At 66.1% G+C, this 15686-nt stretch carries 14 protein-coding genes and 4 pseudogenes; 9 read left to right on the forward strand and 9 right to left on the reverse strand.

Going from position 1 to position 15686, the window contains the following annotated elements; translation table 11 throughout:
• Window positions 1–144: HNH endonuclease (locus tag EPD82_RS12385; protein ID WP_141056138.1), on the forward strand; the 144-nt coding region annotated here is incomplete at its 5' end.
• Between the two features lie 112 nt (window positions 145–256).
• Window positions 257–397: pseudogene (locus EPD82_RS06105) on the forward strand (transposase); the annotation flags it as partial.
• A 211-nt stretch (window positions 398–608) separates the two neighbouring features.
• On the opposite strand, the pseudogene EPD82_RS06110 reads toward EPD82_RS06105, so the two are convergent.
• From EPD82_RS06110 to EPD82_RS06115, 3 genes and pseudogenes are all read right to left on the reverse strand, one after another.
• A pseudogene (locus EPD82_RS06110) lies at window positions 609–1204 on the reverse strand (transposase).
• Between the two features lie 219 nt (window positions 1205–1423).
• Window positions 1424–1552: pseudogene (locus tag EPD82_RS12390) on the reverse strand (ABC transporter ATP-binding protein); the annotation flags it as partial.
• An 88-nt stretch (window positions 1553–1640) separates the two neighbouring features.
• Window positions 1641–2639, reverse strand: a complete 999-nt coding sequence (locus EPD82_RS06115) for an LLM class flavin-dependent oxidoreductase (protein WP_055423160.1) — start codon at window positions 2637–2639, stop codon at window positions 1641–1643.
• A 502-nt stretch (window positions 2640–3141) separates the two neighbouring features.
• Here EPD82_RS06115 and EPD82_RS06120 point away from each other — a divergent pair.
• From EPD82_RS06120 to arsH, 4 genes are all read left to right on the forward strand, one after another.
• Window positions 3142–3471, forward strand: a complete 330-nt coding sequence (locus EPD82_RS06120) for an ArsR/SmtB family transcription factor (protein WP_028875140.1) — start codon at window positions 3142–3144, stop codon at window positions 3469–3471.
• 117 nt (window positions 3472–3588) lie between these two features.
• Window positions 3589–4626, forward strand: coding sequence for an ACR3 family arsenite efflux transporter (gene arsB / locus EPD82_RS06125; protein ID WP_051240790.1), 1038 nt, complete (start codon window positions 3589–3591; stop codon window positions 4624–4626).
• Window positions 4627–4639: 13 nt separating this feature from the next.
• The gene (arsC, locus tag EPD82_RS06130) at window positions 4640–5062 is read left to right on the forward strand and encodes an arsenate reductase (glutaredoxin) (protein ID WP_028875138.1); all 423 of its coding nucleotides are present in this window, start codon (window positions 4640–4642) and stop codon (window positions 5060–5062) included.
• The gene (gene arsH / locus EPD82_RS06135; protein WP_028875137.1) at window positions 5055–5777 is read left to right on the forward strand and encodes an arsenical resistance protein ArsH; all 723 of its coding nucleotides are present in this window, start codon (window positions 5055–5057) and stop codon (window positions 5775–5777) included. Before arsC ends, arsH begins: the two co-directional genes overlap by 8 nt.
• Before the next feature lie 223 nt (window positions 5778–6000).
• On the opposite strand, the gene EPD82_RS06145 is transcribed toward arsH, so the two are convergent.
• The 6 genes and pseudogenes from EPD82_RS06145 to thiI all read right to left on the reverse strand — a co-directional run bounded on the left by EPD82_RS06145 (window position 6001) and on the right by thiI (window position 10241).
• Window positions 6001–6285, reverse strand: a complete 285-nt coding sequence (locus EPD82_RS06145; protein ID WP_028875136.1) for an Rdx family protein — start codon at window positions 6283–6285, stop codon at window positions 6001–6003.
• A 96-nt stretch (window positions 6286–6381) separates the two neighbouring features.
• Window positions 6382–7122 (reverse strand): SDR family oxidoreductase, encoded by a 741-nt coding sequence (locus EPD82_RS06150; RefSeq protein WP_028875135.1) that lies wholly within the window; start codon window positions 7120–7122, stop codon window positions 6382–6384.
• 153 nt (window positions 7123–7275) lie between these two features.
• Window positions 7276–7557: pseudogene (locus EPD82_RS06155) on the reverse strand (aldo/keto reductase); the annotation flags it as partial.
• Complete coding sequence (gene yghU / locus EPD82_RS06160) at window positions 7538–8380, reverse strand: glutathione-dependent disulfide-bond oxidoreductase (protein ID WP_037990181.1); 843 nt, start codon at window positions 8378–8380, stop codon at window positions 7538–7540. The pseudogene EPD82_RS06155 and the gene yghU, both read right to left, overlap by 20 nt.
• The gene (locus EPD82_RS06165; protein ID WP_141056139.1) at window positions 8377–8613 is read right to left on the reverse strand and encodes a hypothetical protein; all 237 of its coding nucleotides are present in this window, start codon (window positions 8611–8613) and stop codon (window positions 8377–8379) included. The genes yghU and EPD82_RS06165 overlap by 4 nt, the downstream gene beginning before the upstream one ends.
• A gap of 155 nt (window positions 8614–8768) precedes the next feature.
• Window positions 8769–10241, reverse strand: a complete 1473-nt coding sequence (gene thiI, locus EPD82_RS06175) for a tRNA uracil 4-sulfurtransferase ThiI (protein WP_141056140.1) — start codon at window positions 10239–10241, stop codon at window positions 8769–8771.
• A gap of 128 nt (window positions 10242–10369) precedes the next feature.
• Between thiI and mgtA the strand changes: the two genes are divergently transcribed.
• The 3 genes from mgtA to EPD82_RS06190 all read left to right on the forward strand — a co-directional run bounded on the left by mgtA (window position 10370) and on the right by EPD82_RS06190 (window position 15684).
• On the forward strand, window positions 10370–12907 hold the full coding sequence (gene mgtA / locus EPD82_RS06180; RefSeq protein ID WP_055423163.1) for a magnesium-translocating P-type ATPase: 2538 nt from the start codon (window positions 10370–10372) through the stop codon (window positions 12905–12907).
• A 96-nt stretch (window positions 12908–13003) separates the two neighbouring features.
• Window positions 13004–14029, forward strand: coding sequence for a UDP-glucose 4-epimerase GalE (galE, locus tag EPD82_RS06185; protein WP_055423164.1), 1026 nt, complete (start codon window positions 13004–13006; stop codon window positions 14027–14029).
• Between the two features lie 92 nt (window positions 14030–14121).
• Window positions 14122–15684: an acetyl-CoA hydrolase/transferase family protein gene (locus EPD82_RS06190; protein ID WP_055423165.1), complete on the forward strand. Its 1563-nt coding sequence runs from the start codon at window positions 14122–14124 to the stop codon at window positions 15682–15684.
• The last annotated feature ends 2 nt before the right edge of the window (window positions 15685–15686 follow it).

Genomic DNA, 15686 nt, shown 5'->3' on the forward strand with positions numbered 1-15686 from the left:
TGCGGAGAGAAAATTACGAAGGAAACCGGATGGAATATCCATCACGTCCTTCCGAAATCTCTCGGTGGAACGGACTCAATCTTTAACCTGCAACTCCTTCACCCGAACTGCCACAGACAGCTCCACAGCCAAGGTGGTAAGTGAACTGCCGGCTCCTGTCAAAAGGAGCTTTGCAGAGGCTTGAGCCGTATGCGGGGAAACTCGCACGTACGGTTCTTAGGGGGCGGGGCGGCAGTAATGCCGTCCTGCTACCCGACACCGGGAACTGCGACGACGCACCCGGGTGGCCAGCATCTTCCCCAACATGGATTCCTGCCTGCGCCTGGTCTCGGCGCTGCTGGCCGAACTCGACGACGAGTGGATGACCGGCAAGGTCTATCTCAACCTCAACCCGTAACCCCGGCGTCATGACCAACACCACGGAAATTTACAGGGAACCTCGATCAACCCCCGTTTTCCGGGGAATTTGGGGTGAAGCAGACTCTTCATGACATTCGGCACTGAATTCCACTCGATTTCCCCCCGTTCTGGCCGCTCGTCGCGGCCTCGTGCCCCGGTTTTTTTCCTGCCCACGGCCGCTGCGGGCACACTGCGGCCGTGGGCAGGCCTCACCAGGGGATGGCACCGGACTTCACGAGCCACACCGTGCGCCGGATGGTGTAGCAGGCAGCCATCAGGGTGAGGGCAAAGTCGGCTCTGGCCTGTCCGATGGTGCGGATCATCTTGCCGCCCATGGCTTCGATGGCAGCGAACACGTGCTCGACCCGCGCACGCACGCGGGCAATGCGCGTGTTGCGCGCTTTCTGCCGCTTGGGCAGTGGCCGGTGGGGCTTGGCCTTGCGCTGGATCTGCGGCCGGTAGCCTTTGGCCAGATCGTGGTGCGATCCGGAACCGTGCGCGAGTGCTCCAGCCCACAGAAGCGCTTGAAGCTCATCCGATCGAGGAGCTGGAACTCCATCTGTTCGTCCAAGCGCCCGTAGAGGCGCTTCAACACCACGATACGCACCATCGTCTCGATCGGATAGGGCGGCCGTCCGCCTTTGGACTGATCCTTCGGGGGAAAAACCTTCTCGACTTCCGCCGCCAGCGCCGCAAAGTCGATCACCGAGTCCATCTCCTGCAGGGGATCGCCCAAGCGATCGAGCTTGGCGCGATGTTCTTCTGCGGCAAAGAGGTCGGGCTGGATCGCGGTGCGGCGCGTCATGGTTCGGGCTCCTCTCGACTCAGGACAGAGGAATTTTATCAGAGGCCGGGGTGGAGGGGTTTTTCGAGGTGCCCATCACGTTCAATAGGGGATGACAAAGACGGCTATGGCATCGGCGCACTCCTTCACCGCCATGAACGGCGGGGCTTGCTTCAACGGAAGCGATGAACGAAAGCCCCCGGTGTTCCTCTCGCCTTTTCCTTGATAGAGCGAGGCGGTTCAGGCCAGACGTCCCTCCTCGATCGCATGACACGACACGATGCTCGAGCGATACGTATGGGGCGCCGGCGCTTGTTCCTTGCAGCGCGCATTGGCATGCGGACAGCGCGGATGAAATGTGCAACCGGAGCATCCCCATCACAAGCCCTTCCCGGCATAGGTGCGGAGGCGTCTGGCGCGCGTGCCGGCATGAGCGCCGAAGGCCCCTGCGCCGCGCTCAGTCGCGCAGCCCAGCGAGGATGTCGAAGCTGCGCAGGCGCGCGTCCGGGTCGTAGACGTCGCAGGTGAAGATCAGCTCGTCGGCGCCGGTCTGCTCGAGGATCGCGTCGAGCCGCGCACGGACCTTTTCCGGCCCGCCGATCACCGCCATGCCGAGGAAGCTGCCGACCGCGTCCTGCTCGTGGGGCAGCCACAGCGACTGCATGCTCCGCACCGGCGGCTTCAAGCGCAGGCTCTGGCCGCGGATCAGCGCCAGCACGCGCTGGAACACCGTGGTGGCCAGGTACTGGGCCTCCTCGTCGGTCGGCGCGGCGACCAGCGGCACGCCAAGCATCACGTAGGGCTCGTCCAGCACTGCCGAGGGGCGGAAATTCTCACGGTACAGGCGGATCGCCTCGTGCATGTAGCGCGGTGCGAAATGCGAGGCGAAGGCGTAGGGCAGGCCCTTGGCCGCCGCCAGCTGGGCGCTGAATAGGCTCGAACCGAGCAGCCAGAGCGGCACTTGGCTGCCGACGCCGGGCATGGCGACGACCCGCTGACCGTCCTGCGCGGGTCCGAGCAGGTATTCCAGCTCCTCGACGTCCGCGGGGAAGTCGTCGGCGCTGCCGAGGCGGTCGCGGCGCAGGGCGCGGGCGGTGAACGGGTCGGCGCCCGGCGCCCGGCCCAGGCCGAGGTCGATGCGCCCCGGATAGAGCGCTTCCAGCGTGCCGAACTGCTCGGCGATCACCAGCGGCGCATGGTTGGGTAGCATGATGCCGCCAGCGCCGACGCGGATGCGCGAGGTGCCGGCGGCGATGTAGCCGATCAGCACCGCAGTGGCGGCGCTGGCGATGCCGTCTATGTTGTGGTGCTCGGCGACCCAGAAGCGGGTGAAGCCGAGCGCCTCGACATGGCGGGCCAGGGTCAGTGCGTTATGCAGCGCCTGGGCAGGTGTGCCGTCGTCGCGGATCGGCGCGAGCTCGAGTACGGAAAAACGGGTGTGGGACAATCGGGACATGGCGATACTCCAACGGAAAAAGGGGGCATCTGTGGGGCGCCTCGAACAACCTACTGCGCGGCTGCATGGCGGCGTTGCGCGGTGCTCGGATGCTCGCCTATCTTCATGATATGTCTCGCCTCCTGCGCTCCGTGCGCCTTGCCCTGCAGCCGCTCGCGACGGTTTTTCGCGGCGCCCTGTGTTTTTCTGCAGATGCGGGCGCGGCGGACCCATCACGAACCCGCGCGGGTCATTGTTCATCACCGCTGCAGGAAAACGCCCGACGACGGTGCTCCTTGTAGCGATTCAGCAGCAGCTGCACCGATGAGCCGTGCCGCAGAATGCGCATGGCCACCGAACAAACACCGAACAAAAGGATAGTCGCTCTGTTCCAGACCCGGCGCGTGGCCTCGTCGTCCACCCGCGCTAGGCTAGTATAGAGCGCTGGCGCAACGCTGCACGCCTGAAGTTTGCTCTGTTGAGCTCTTGCGCGATGATTCAATAGACGTGGTATCATTGAATTATGGATGAGACCCAAGCCGTATCCGCCCTGAGTGCCCTGGCCCATACCCAACGGCTGCGCGTGTTCCGCGCACTGGTCGCCGCCGGCCCTGCAGGGCTCACCCCGAGCGTGCTGGCCGAGCAGCTGGAGGTGGCCCGCAACACCTTGTCCTTTCACTTGAAGGAGCTGGCCCGTGCCGGCCTGGTCACGATCGAGCAGCAGGGCCGCAACCTGATCTACCGCGCCGAGTATGGCCACATGAATGACCTGCTCGGCTATCTGACCGAGCACTGCTGCCAGGGCGGCGTGTGCCAAGCCAGCGACGATTCCCATGCCTGCATCGCGTGTTGAGCCCCATCGCCTGGCGCTCATCTCGTCGCAGCCCGGGTGGTGCAGCATCGGCGCAGCGGGACGGCCACGCGGGACGCAGCCCGCGAAGCCGTGCAATCAGCGCGAGCGCCTGAATCCATGAGCGTCTTCGAGCGCTATCTGAGCGTGTGGGTGCTGCTGTGCATCGTCGCCGGCATCGTGCTCGGGCAGTTCGCGCCCGGCGTATTCCAGGCCATCGGTCACATGGAAGTCGCTCGGGTGAACCTCCCGGTCGGCGTGCTGATCTGGGTGATGATCGTTCCCATGCTGCTGAAGGTGGACTTCGGCGCCTTGGGTCAGGTGCGCCAGCACTGGCGTGGCATCAGCGTCACTCTGTTCGTCAACTGGGCGGTCAAACCGTTCTCGATGGCGCTCCTCGCCTGGCTGTTCATCCAACGGCTCTTCGCCGACTGGCTGCCTGCCGACCAGCTCGACAGCTATGTTGCCGGTCTGATCCTACTGGCCGCTGCGCCCTGCACGGCGATGGTGTTCGTCTGGAGCCGGCTGACTGGCGGCGACCCCGTGTTCACGCTGTCGCAGGTGGCGCTCAACGACGTCATCATGATATTCGCCTTTGCGCCCATCGTCGGCCTGCTGTTGGGCCTGTCGGCCGTCACCGTGCCGTGGGATACCCTGTTGATTTCCGTGATGCTCTACATCGTGATCCCGGTCATCCTCGCGCAGCTCTGGCGCCGTGCGCTGCTGCGCCGAGGCCAGGCCGCGTTTGATCAGGCATTGGAGCGCATCGGTCCGCTGTCGATCGCCGCGCTGCTGCTGACCCTGGTGCTGCTGTTCGCCTTTCAGGGAGAAGCCATTTTGCACCAGCCGCTGGTCATCGCCATGCTGGCGGCGCCGATCCTGATCCAGGTGTTCTTCAATGCCGGCCTGGCCTACTGGCTCAACCGGAAGGCGGGCGAGCAGCACAGCGTCGCGTGCCCCTCGGCACTGATCGGCGCGAGCAATTTCTTCGAACTGGCGGTGGCCGCCGCCATCAGCCTGTTCGGCTTGCACTCCGGCGCCGCGCTGGCCACCGTGGTCGGCGTACTGATCGAGGTGCCGGTGATGCTGCTGGTCGTGCACGTGGTCAATCGCTCACGCGGCTGGTACGAACGCGGCGCGCAGCCCGCCCATAGATAGGAAGCCTTTCATCATGAGCCACATCACGATCTACCACAACCCCAACTGCGGCACCTCGCGCAACGTGCTCGCCTTGATCCGCAACAGCGGCGAGGAGCCGATCGTCATCGAGTACCTCAAAACGCCGCCCGAGCGCGACACGCTCGAGCAGCTGATCCTCGCCATGGGCGTGCCGGTGCGCGCGGTGCTGCGCGAGCAGGGCACGCCCTATGCGGAGCTGGGCTTGGCCGATCCGAAATGGAGCGACGCGGAACTGATCGACTTCATGCTCCAGTATCCCATCCTGATCAACCGGCCCATCGTGGTCACGCCGCTGGGCACGCGCCTGTGCCGCCCCGCGCAAACCGTGCTGGAGATCCTGCCGCAGCCGCAGCGCGGCGCGTTCAGCAAGGAAGACGGCAAACCGGTGGTGGATGCGCGGGGGCAAGATGTCTGACGCGCTCATCGATCTGCCGAATCTCGACGCCACGCTATTCCAGCAGCCCGACAGGCAACGGCTGCTGACGCCCCCACGTGCCAGCCATGCACCGCGCTTTCTGCTGCTCTATGGTTCGCTGCGCGAGCGCTCGTACAGCCGCCTGGCCGCCGAGGAAGCGGCGCGCATCCTGCGCGCGCTCGGGGGTGAGACGCGCTTCTTCGACCCGTCGGGCCTGCCGCTGGTGGACGACGCCAGCGAAGATCACCCCAAGGTCAGGGAACTGCGCCAGCTGGTGCAGTGGGCCGAAGGCATGGTATGGAGCTCGCCGGAACGGCACGGTGCGATGAGTGGCCTAATGAAGACCCAGATCGACTGGATTCCGCTGTCGGTTGGCGCGGTACGCCCGACCCAAGGCAAGACGCTGGCGGTGATGCAAGTCTCGGGCGGCTCACAGTCCTTCAACGCGGTGAATCAGATGCGCGTGCTGGGGCGCTGGATGCGCATGCTGACCATCCCCAACCAGTCTTCGATCGCCAAGGCGTACCAGGAGTTCGATGAGGCCGGCCGCATGAAGCCCTCGCCGTACTACGAGCGCATCGTGGACGTGATGGAGGAGCTGATGAAGTTCACGCTGCTCACGCGCGACGCGGTGCCGTATCTGGTGGACCGCTATAGCGAGCGCAAGGAAAGCGCCGAGGCATTGGCCAAGCGAGTGAACCAAAGTGCCCTCTGAGGCCCGAGCCGCCCATCAAGCGCCACGGGGCCGGGCGCGTCTTTCTGTCGTTCCTGCGCTTGAGCCGGACTTCTTTCGGTGGGCCGATCGCGCACCAGTCCTCCCACACGGAATTCGTCGAGCGGCGCCACTGCCACATGGCCCTTTGCACCGGCCGGTACCATGCAGACGAGAAAATACGTTGGTGCTCTCCATGCTGTCCCTTGGCACTCCTGCAGCGCGTTCAGTGGCGGTCGTTATGGCCGAGGTCACGGCCCGGAGCGATGCGGTCACGGACGCGCTGCTTGAGCACCTTCGCCTCGGGGAAGCCGCCGTCGGCCTGGCGCTCCCAGATTTGCTCGCCGTCACAGGTGATGCGGAACACCCCGCCGGTGCCCGGCTCCAGAACCACCCGCCCGAGGTCGTCGGCAAAGGTGGATAACAGTTCCTGGGCAAGCCAGGCGGCCCGCAGCAGCCACTGGCACTGGGTGCAATAGGTGATGACGATTTGCGGTTTGCGGGTGGTCATGGCGGCTCCCTTGAAACGGACGAGACGGCAAGGCCTGGTGCTCGGCGGCGAGCGAATCACCCGCCGGGTTGATGCCTCGGCGCAAAGACCTCAGTCTCAGTATTCCTGCGCGGTGGGGCGAAACAGGATCTCGTTGATGTCCACGTCGTCCGGCTGGCTCATCGCGAAGAGCACGGCCCGGGCGAAGGCATCGGCAGGAATGGCGATCTCGTAGAGCTTGCGGACGTTCTCCGCCACATCCGGCTCGGTGATGCTGTTCGGCAACTCGGTGGCCACCGCACCGGGGGAGAGGATGGTGGTACGAATGCCGTAGGGCTTCACTTCCTGGCGCAGACCTTCGGAAATCACGCGCACCGCGTGCTTGGTGGCCGAGTAGACCGTGCTGCCGGCGCGCACCTTGTGGCCAGCGACGGAAGCGACGTTGAGGATGTGTCCGGATCGCTGGCGGATCATGTGTGGCAGGGCCGCAGCGATACCGTACAGGACGCCCTTGATGTTCACGTCGATCATGCGATCCCAGTCATCGACCTTGAGCCGCTCCAGCGGTGAATGGGGCATCAGGCCGGCGTTGTTGAGTATGGCGTCGACCCGCCCGTAGCGCTGCACCGCGGCGTTGACCAGCGCCTCCACCTGACCACGGTCGGTCACATCGGTTCGCAGGGCCAGCGCCTTCTCCTCGCCGCCCAGTTCGGCCGCTAGCGCTTGGATGCGCTCGAGCCGCCGCGCACCGAGCACCACGATGGCGCCCTCGGCGGCTAGTCGGCGCGCCGTCGCCTCGCCCAGGCCGCTGCTCGCGCCGGTGATTACCACGATTTTTCCCCGGATGTTCTCGTTCATCGTCTACCCCTTTGTCGGACCGGTACCGGGTCAGCCCCGTGCCGGTGAAAGTGATCCGTCGAGCGAATCAGGGTTGGAAATAAGCGTTCGCTGCCCAGCCGGCGTCCTCGAGCGCTCCCTCGGGATTTTCAGCCCGCCAGCGATTGGCGACTCCCCGACGGCGGCGCCGGGCGGCAGGATGCGGTCGATGCGCGCCAGATCCTCGGCGCTCAGCCGTACCTCCAGCGCCTTGACGTTCTCCTCCAGCCGTGCGCGGCGCTTGGTGCCGGGGATGGGCACGATGTCCTCGCCCTGCGCCAACACCCAAGCCAGCGCGAGCTGCGCCGGGGTATCAGACGAGGTTTCGCACCAGCGCAGCGTGCCTTTGCAAGGCGTGGCGCACCGTGATCTTACACCCTCGAACCCATTGTCCCAATTAGCCCAAGTCCGAGGCATCGTGGCGCTCTGGTACTTGCTCGTCCTCTTCGCCCCAGGTGCGGTTGACCTTGCGTCCGCGGATCACGGCGGGGCGTGTGGCGATCTCGGCGGCCCAGCGCTGTACGTGTCTGTAGTCTTGCACCGAGAGGAATTCGGCCGCCTGGTAGAGCTCGCCGCACACCAGAGCGCCATACCATGGCCAGATGGCCATGTCGGCAATGGTGTAGTCATCGCCGACGATGTAGCGACGCTCGGCCAGCAGGCGATCGAGCACGTCGAGCTGGCGCTTGGTCTCCATGGCATAGCGGTTGATGGGGTACTCGTATTTTTCCGGTGCGTAGGCGTAGAAGTGACCAAAGCCGCCGCCCACTAAGGGGGCCGAACCCACCTGCCAGAACAGCCAGTTTAGGGTCTCGGTGCGTCCAGCCGTGTCGGTGGGCAGGAAGGCACCGAACTTCTCGGCCAAGTAGAGGAGGATCGAGCCGGACTCGAACACGCGTAGTGGCTTTGCGCCGCTGCGATCGACGAGCGCCGGAATCTTCGAGTTTGGATTGATCTCGACGAAGCCACTGGAGAACTGCTCGCCTTCGCTGATGCGGATCAGCCAGGCGTCGTACTCGGCACAGGCATGGCCGAGGGCGAGCAACTCCTCGAGCATGATGGTGACTTTCACGCCGTTTGGGGTGGCCAGCGAATAGAGCTGCAGCGGATGCTTGCCCACCGGCAACGGTTTGTCATGGGTGGGGCCGGCGCTCGGGCGGTTGATACTGGCGAATCGGCCACCCGAGGGCGCGCAATACTTCCAGACCTTTGGTGGCACGTACGCTGTGGTGTCACTCATGGCGATTTCCTCGATCGGTGGGAAAAACGGTCCGTGCTGCATCGCACATTATGGGCAGCCATGACCGGATTGTCCAATCGCCGCATGAGGGGCCAGGTACGGATGGGGACGATTGCGTCTTGCAGGCCGGCCTCTGCAGCCAAGGCGCGGGCGCCGGCGATGTGGGAGGGCTTGAAGTCGGTCGCATGAAAGCGGATCTGGGGATTGGGATTGGCTGCTTCGAGCAGGTTCATCAACATGAACTGGATGCACGCCGTAGTGCTGCCCGATCTCGTTGAGCCTCTTTACCCCTCTGAGCGCTTCCAGCCCTACTTTCGTCTTGAACGCTGAGCGATGCACCTTGCGCTTCTTGCCTTCGCTCATGTCATCGTCCTCTTTGGACGACAGCTTAAACCGGTGTCTCAAATTCGGGGGCCACTATACCGGCGCGCGCCGGCTGATACACCGCCACGTCCAGCCCGCGCTCGGCGAGCGCCCGGCCGTGCCACTGGCTCAGCAGCCCGCGGTCGCAGTAGAGCAGATAGCGCCGCGCCTCGGGTAGCTTCGCTTCGCGCAGGGCAAAGAAGGGAATCGCCAGGTCGGCTTCGGGCAGCGGCGCTTCGTCGGCGAGTTCGGGCGGACGAATGTCGATGAGGATCTCGCCGGGGGTTTTCTGCGTCACCACGGGCAGCGCCTCACCGGCCTCGGGCGGCGCGGCGAGCGCCTCGATCTTCCAGGTTTTGCGCGCGGCGAGCGCCCGGTCGAGCACCGTGAAGTCGAAGTTTTGCTCCAGCTCGGCGAGCCGCTCGAAGGAGCCGTGGATCACCGGTCGCCTGGAGATGACGGCGCAGTGTTCCGGCAGATGCTCGGCAAAAGAGCGCGTGCCGATGCGCTCGGCCCAGGCGATGATTTCGTTCTTGTGTAGCGCCACCACCGGGCGCACCACCAGCTTGTCGGTGGCCCGGTCGATGAGGGCGAGGTTTCTCAGCGTCTGGCTCGAGACCTGGGCGAGGCTCTCGCCGGTCACCAGCGCGTCGAGCCCGAGCTCGTCGGCCAGGCGGCTCGCGGCCATCAGCATCAGGCGCTTGAGCATCACGCCCATGTAGCCTTCGCGCACGTCGGCAAGCAGCCGCTCGATCACTTCGCCAAAAGGCACGGAGATGAAGAGCGCTGGATGCGAGCGGGCGTAGCGTTGCCACAGGTAGTGGCACACCTGCTGCACCGCCGCTTCGTGCTCGGCCCCGCCCAGGTCGAAGAAGACGAAGTGCGTCTTGATCCCCCGGCGCAGCATGAGGAATGCGGCCACGCTCGAGTCGAACCCGCCGGAGACGAGGGCGAGCGCTTCGCCCTGCGCGCCCAGCGGAAACCCCCCAAGCCCTTTCTCGCGCGCCTCGACGAGTTCGAGCACTTCACCCGAGAGCTCGATCGCCACCGTGACTTCGGGGTGCGTGAGATCGACTTTGGCCCCGGGAGCAGCGGCAAGGAGCGCGGCGCCCGCCGTGCGTTCGAGTTCGAGCGAGGTGAAGGCATGGCGCCCCTTGCGCTTGGCGCGCACGGCAAAGGTCTTGCCGGCCACCCAGGGCGCGGCGACCGCGGCCACGGCTTGGGCCACGGCCTGCGGCGAGACCTCGGCCAAAGGGAGCTCCCGCACGCGCAGCACGAGATCGATGCCGGGGGTGTCGCACAGCCGCTGCTGCAGCCGCGCGCCGTCCTCATCGGCCACTTCGACCTCGATCTTGTCCCAGAAGCGGCGCACGCGGCAGACGATGCCGTCTTTCTCGGCCAGACGCCGCACGTTGTCGGCGAGGATCTTGGTCATCGTCTTGCGCACCGAAGTGCTCTTGATGATGATCTCGGGGGAGAGCTTGAGAAGGAAACGCATTCTGGGATGGTCGGAAAAGGGAAGGGGCGATTCTAGCAGTGCAGCCGGCGAAGCGTGTCGCTGCGGCGCGCTGGAATGGTCTTCGTCTTCTATACTTCCTTTTGCCCTTCCGACCGGCGAGCCCAGCCATGTCCGACGCCCCGCGCGATGCCTACTGGTCCTGGCCGCTGGAGCGGCTGTTGCAGGCGCTGGCGAGTGAACCCACTGGATTGAGCTCGGCCGAGGCTGCCCGGCGCCTGGCCGAACACGGCCCGAACCGCCTGCCAGACGGCCCGACGCTCGCCCCCGCGGCGCTGCTGCTCAAGCAGTTCATCGACCCGCTGGTGTTGATCCTGGTGTTCGCCGCGCTGGTGTCGGCGTACCTGCGCGAGTGGCTGGACGCCGGCATCGTGCTCGGCATCGTGCTCGGCAGCGGCGGGCTTGGTTTCTTGCAGGAATACCGCGCCTTCACGGCGGTGGCGGCGCTGCGAGCACGGGTGGCGGTGCGGGTGACGGTGCTGCGCGACGGCGCGCCAGTGAGCCTGCCGGCCGAGGCGGTGGTTCCGGGAGACGTGGTGCTGCTGGCCGCCGGCAGCCTGATTCCGGCCGACGGCGTGCTGCTGGAGGCGAAGGATTTTTTCGTCACCGAGGCGGTGCTGACCGGCGAGACCTTTCCGGTCGAGAAAACGCCCGGCACGGCACCGCCGGATGCGCCGCTCGCGCAGCGCCACAACATGGTGTTCATGGGCACCTCGGTGCGCAGCGGTACCGCGCGGGCGCTGATCGTGGAAACCGGCGCGCGCACGGCGTTCGGCGCCATCGCCCAGCGCCTGCGCCGCCGCGCACCGCCGACCGAATTCGAGCTCAGCCTGCGCCGCTTCGGTGCGCTGCTCACGCAGGCCATGGTGGCGCTCACGCTGGCGGTGTTCGCCATCAACGTGTACTTCGCGCGGCCGGTGGTGGAGGCGCTGCTCTTTTCGGTGGCGCTGGCGGTGGGGCTGTCGCCGGAGCTGCTGCCGGCCATCATGACCATCACGCTCGCCCACGGCGCGCGCGCCATGGCCCGGCAGGGCGTGATCGTGCGGCGTCTGGCGGCGATCGAGAACCTCGGCAGCATGGACGTGCTGTGCACCGACAAGACCGGCACGCTGACGGCGGGCGTGATCCGCCTCGACGGCGCACTCGGCACCGACGGCGAGCCCTCGGCCCGGGTGGCGCGGCTCGCTTACCTCAACGCCCACTTCGAAACCGGCATCGACAACCCGCTCGACGCCGCCATCGAGGCGGCCGGCGCACCGCCCGGGCTCGACCCCGCCGCCTGGCGCAAGCTCGATGAAATCCCCTACGACTTTCTGCGCAAGCGCCTGTCCATCGTCGCCGCCGGCCCGGATGGCGCGCCCCTGCTGCTGACCAAGGGCGCCTTCGCCACGGTGCTTGCGGTGTGCGGGCGCCTGCGCGCTGGCGAGACCGAAATTCCCCTGGACGACGCGCAAAAAGCCGCCCTCGAACGGCGCTTCGCCGCCTGGAGCGAACAGGGCTACCGCGTGCTCGGGGTGGCGAGCCGGCGGCTCGACGCCAAGCCCGCCTACCACGCGAGCGACGAGGCGGACCTGTGCTTCGAGGGCTTTCTGCTGTTCTTCGACCCGCCCAAGCCTGGCATCGAGCGCACGCTGGCCGAACTCAAACGCTTGGGCGTGGCCATCAAGATCATCACCGGCGACAACCGCCTGGTGGCGGCGCACCTGGCGCGCGAGGTCGGCATCGCCGAACCGGTGGTACTGACCGGCGCGCAGATCGACGACATGCGCGACGAGGCGCTGTGGCAGCGCGCGGTCCACACGGACCTGTTCGCCGAGGTCGACCCGAACCAGAAAGAGCGCCTGATCCTGGCCTTGAAGCGCTCCGGCCACGTGGTGGGGTATCTGGGCGACGGCATCAACGACGCGCCGGCGCTGCACGCCGCCGATGCCGGCATCTCGGTCGATCAGGCGGTGGACGTGGCCAAGCAGGCGGCCGATTTCGTGCTGCTGCAGCATGATCTCGACGTGCTGTGCCGCGGCATCGAATTCGGCCGCAGCACTTTTGCCAACACGCTCAAGTACATCTACACCACCACCAGCGCCAACTTCGGCAACATGATCAGCATGGCGGCGGCCAGCCTGTTTCTGCCGTTTCTGCCGCTGCTGCCCAAGCAGATCCTGCTGAATAATTTCCTGTCGGACCTGCCGGCCATGGGCATCGCCACCGACCGGGTGGACGAAGAAGCCGTGCAGACGCCGCACCGCTGGAACGTGGCCGCCATCCGCCGCTTCATGATCACCTTCGGCCTCATCAGCTCGGTGTTCGACGGCCTCACGTTTGCGCTGCTGCTGTGGCTGACCGACGGCGCGCCGGCGCACTTTCGCACCGGCTGGTTCGTGGAATCGCTGCTCACCGAGCTGTGGGTGCTGCTGGTGGTGCGCACCGCCCGGCCGGCCTGGCGCAGCCGGCCGGGCACGCTGCTGTGGCGGCTGACGCTGCTGCTGACCGGCGTGACGCTCGCGCTGCCCTACCTGCCGGGCAGCGGCGCGCTGTTCGAGTTCACGCCGCTGCCGGGCGACGTGCTGGCGGCGGTGCTGGCGATCACCGCGGCGTATCTCATATGCACAGAATTGGCCAAGCGGCGCTTCTTTGCCGGCTTGACGTGACAAACATGCACGCATGACCGGCGTGTTCCGTGCGGCTGTTCCGGGCAGGGCCTTTTCACGGTAATCTCGCTTTTTTCCTTACCCAGAGAAGACCGGATGAAGGTGCTGGTGACCGGCGCGGCCGGCTATATCGGTTCGCATACCTGCGTGGAACTCTTGATGGCGGGCCACGAAGTGGTGGCGCTCGACAATTTCTCCAACAGCCACCCTGAAGCGCTCGCGCGCGTGGCCGAACTGGCCAGGCGCGCGCCGACGGTGATCGAGGCCGATGTGCGCGACCGCGACACGCTCGTGCGCGTGCTCGAGCGGCACGGCTGCACGGCGGTGATCCACTTCGCCGGCTTGAAGGCCGTGGGCGAATCGGTGGCGCAGCCGCTCGCCTATTACGACAACAACGTGCTCGGTACCCTGCGGCTGCTGGAGGCGATGCAGGCGTGCGGCGTGAAGACCCTCGTCTTCAGCTCCTCGGCCACGGTCTATGGCGAGCCGCAACGTCTGCCGCTCACCGAAGATCACCCCTTGAGCGCCACCAACCCGTACGGCCGCACCAAGCTCGTGGTCGAAGAGATGCTGCGCGACCTCTTCCGCGCTCAGCCCGACTGGCGCATCGCCCTGTTGCGCTACTTCAACCCTGTGGGCGCGCATCCTTCCGGGCGCATCGGCGAGGATCCGGGCGGCGTGCCCAACAACCTCATGCCCTACGTGGCCCAGGTGGCGGTGGGTCGGCTGCCGAAACTGCGCGTCTTCGGCAACGACTACCCCACGCCCGACGGCACGGGGGTGCGCGATTACCTGCACGTGGTCGACCTGGCGCTGGGGCACTTGGCGGCGCTGCGCACGCTCGCCGCCGAACCGCCGCAATGCCTGGCGGTGAACCTCGGGACGGGCCGGGGCCATAGCGTGCTCGAGCTCGTGCGCGCCTTCGAGCAGGCGAGCGGCCGCACGATCCCTTACGAGATCGTTCCACGCCGCCCCGGCGACGTCGCCGCCTGCTGGGCCGACCCGAGCCTGGCGGCCGAGCGCCTCGGTTGGCGTGCCACCCGCGGGATCGAGGAGATGTGCCGCGACGCCTGGCGCTGGCAGCAGGCCAATCCCCATGGCTACTCGAAGACCGGAGGATAAAGGGATTCATATGGCAAGTCTTTGATGTTTTATATAAAACTCATGTCTTGCGGGGTAGAATCGCCCGGTCTCCCTTCCTCTTTTCCTGGACCATGAGCGTGAACGACCGTATCCTCAACGCGCAGCTGCGCGGCAAGATCATGTCGGCCGACGAGGCCGCGGCCCTGATTCCTTCTGGCGTGAACGTCGGTATGAGTGGCTTCACCGGCGCAGGCTATCCCAAAGTGGTGCCCGCGGCGTTGGCCAAGCGCATCCTCGACGCGAACCTGCGCGGGCAGCGTTTCAAGATCAGCGTATGGACCGGCGCTTCCACCGCCCCCGAGCTCGACGGGGCCCTGGCCATGGTCGACGGCATCGAAATGCGCCTGCCCTACCAGTCCGACCCCACCTGCCGCAAGCGCATCAACGCCGGCGAGATGGAGTACATCGACATCCACCTCTCGCACGTGGCGCAGTTCGTCTGGGGCGGATTCCTCGGCAAGCTCGACATCGCCGTGGTCGAGGTGGCGGGCGTCACCGAAGACGGCCTGCTGATTCCCTCCTCCTCGGTGGGCAACAACAAGACCTGGCTCGACCAGGCCGACAAGATCATCCTCGAGGTCAATGCCTGGCAGAATCCCGCGCTCGAGGGCATGCACGACATCTACTATGGCACGGCGCTGCCGCCGCACCGCAAGCCCATTCCCATCCTCAAGGCGGCCGACCGCATCGGCATTCCCTACTACCGCGTCGATCTCGACAAGGTGATCGCGGTAGTGGAAACCAATCATCCCGACCGCAACACGCCCTTCTCCCCGCCCGACGAGAATTCGCGCCGCATCGCCGGCCACATCCTCGAATTCCTGCAACACGAGGTGAAAAAGGGGCGCCTGCCGGAAAACCTCCTGCCGCTGCAATCGGGCGTGGGCAACGTGGCGAACGCCGTGATGGCGGGGCTGCGCGACGGTCCCTTCGAGAATCTCACCGCCTACACGGAGGTGCTGCAAGACGGCATGCTCGAGCTGATCCGCTGCGGCAAGCTCACCTGCGCCTCGGCCACTTCCTTCTCCCTCAGCCCGGATGCGCTCACCGAGCTCAACGCCAACCTGAAAGACTTCAAGAACAAGATCCTGCTGCGGCCGCAGGAGATCTCGAACCACCCCGAAGTCATCCGGCGCCTGGGCGTCATCGCCATGAACGGGCTGATCGAGGCCGACATCTACGGCAATGTCAACTCGACCCACATCATGGGCACCTCGATCATGAACGGCATCGGCGGCTCGGGCGACTTCGCGCGCAACGCCTTCATCTCGATCTTCATGACGCCTTCGAGCGCCAAGGGCGGCACCATCTCCTGCATCGTGCCCATGGCCTCGCACGTGGATCACACCGAGCACGACGTACAGGTGATCGTCACCGAGCAGGGCCTGGCCGACCTGCGCGGGCTCTCGCCCAAGCAGCGCGCCCGCGTCATCATCGAGAACTGCGCCCACCCCAACTTCAAGCCGGCGCTGCGCGAATACTTCGAGCGGGCACTGCGCTATTCGCCGGGCAAGCACACGCCGCACCTGCTCGACGAAGCCTTCACCTTCCTGCCCAACTGGATGGCGAACAAGGCCGCGCGCGAAGCCTGGCGCGACGATTCGCTGGTGCAGGCCGACGCCTGGCGCAAGTAAGG

Origin of the sequence: Tepidiphilus succinatimandens, from assembly GCF_006503695.1 — a bacterium.
GTDB classification, from domain to species: Bacteria; Pseudomonadota; Gammaproteobacteria; order Burkholderiales; family Rhodocyclaceae; genus Tepidiphilus; species Tepidiphilus succinatimandens.

What these genes read in the sequence shown, in the direction of transcription:
- EPD82_RS06115 (WP_055423160.1), bottom strand. Translation starts at nt 2,639, where the DNA reads ATGTCCCGATTGTCCCACACCCGTTTTTCCGTACTCGAGCTCGCGCCG.
- EPD82_RS06120 (WP_028875140.1), top strand. Translation starts at nt 3,142, where the DNA reads ATGGATGAGACCCAAGCCGTATCCGCCCTGAGTGCCCTGGCCCATACC.
- arsB (WP_051240790.1), top strand. Translation starts at nt 3,589, where the DNA reads ATGAGCGTCTTCGAGCGCTATCTGAGCGTGTGGGTGCTGCTGTGCATC.
- arsC (WP_028875138.1), top strand. Translation starts at nt 4,640, where the DNA reads ATGAGCCACATCACGATCTACCACAACCCCAACTGCGGCACCTCGCGC.
- arsH (WP_028875137.1), top strand. Translation starts at nt 5,055, where the DNA reads ATGTCTGACGCGCTCATCGATCTGCCGAATCTCGACGCCACGCTATTC.
- EPD82_RS06145 (WP_028875136.1), bottom strand. Translation starts at nt 6,285, where the DNA reads ATGACCACCCGCAAACCGCAAATCGTCATCACCTATTGCACCCAGTGC.
- EPD82_RS06150 (WP_028875135.1), bottom strand. Translation starts at nt 7,122, where the DNA reads ATGAACGAGAACATCCGGGGAAAAATCGTGGTAATCACCGGCGCGAGC.
- yghU (WP_037990181.1), bottom strand. Translation starts at nt 8,380, where the DNA reads ATGAGTGACACCACAGCGTACGTGCCACCAAAGGTCTGGAAGTATTGC.
- EPD82_RS06165 (WP_141056139.1), bottom strand. Translation starts at nt 8,613, where the DNA reads ATGAACCTGCTCGAAGCAGCCAATCCCAATCCCCAGATCCGCTTTCAT.
- thiI (WP_141056140.1), bottom strand. Translation starts at nt 10,241, where the DNA reads ATGCGTTTCCTTCTCAAGCTCTCCCCCGAGATCATCATCAAGAGCACT.
- mgtA (WP_055423163.1), top strand. Translation starts at nt 10,370, where the DNA reads ATGTCCGACGCCCCGCGCGATGCCTACTGGTCCTGGCCGCTGGAGCGG.
- galE (WP_055423164.1), top strand. Translation starts at nt 13,004, where the DNA reads ATGAAGGTGCTGGTGACCGGCGCGGCCGGCTATATCGGTTCGCATACC.
- EPD82_RS06190 (WP_055423165.1), top strand. Translation starts at nt 14,122, where the DNA reads ATGAGCGTGAACGACCGTATCCTCAACGCGCAGCTGCGCGGCAAGATC.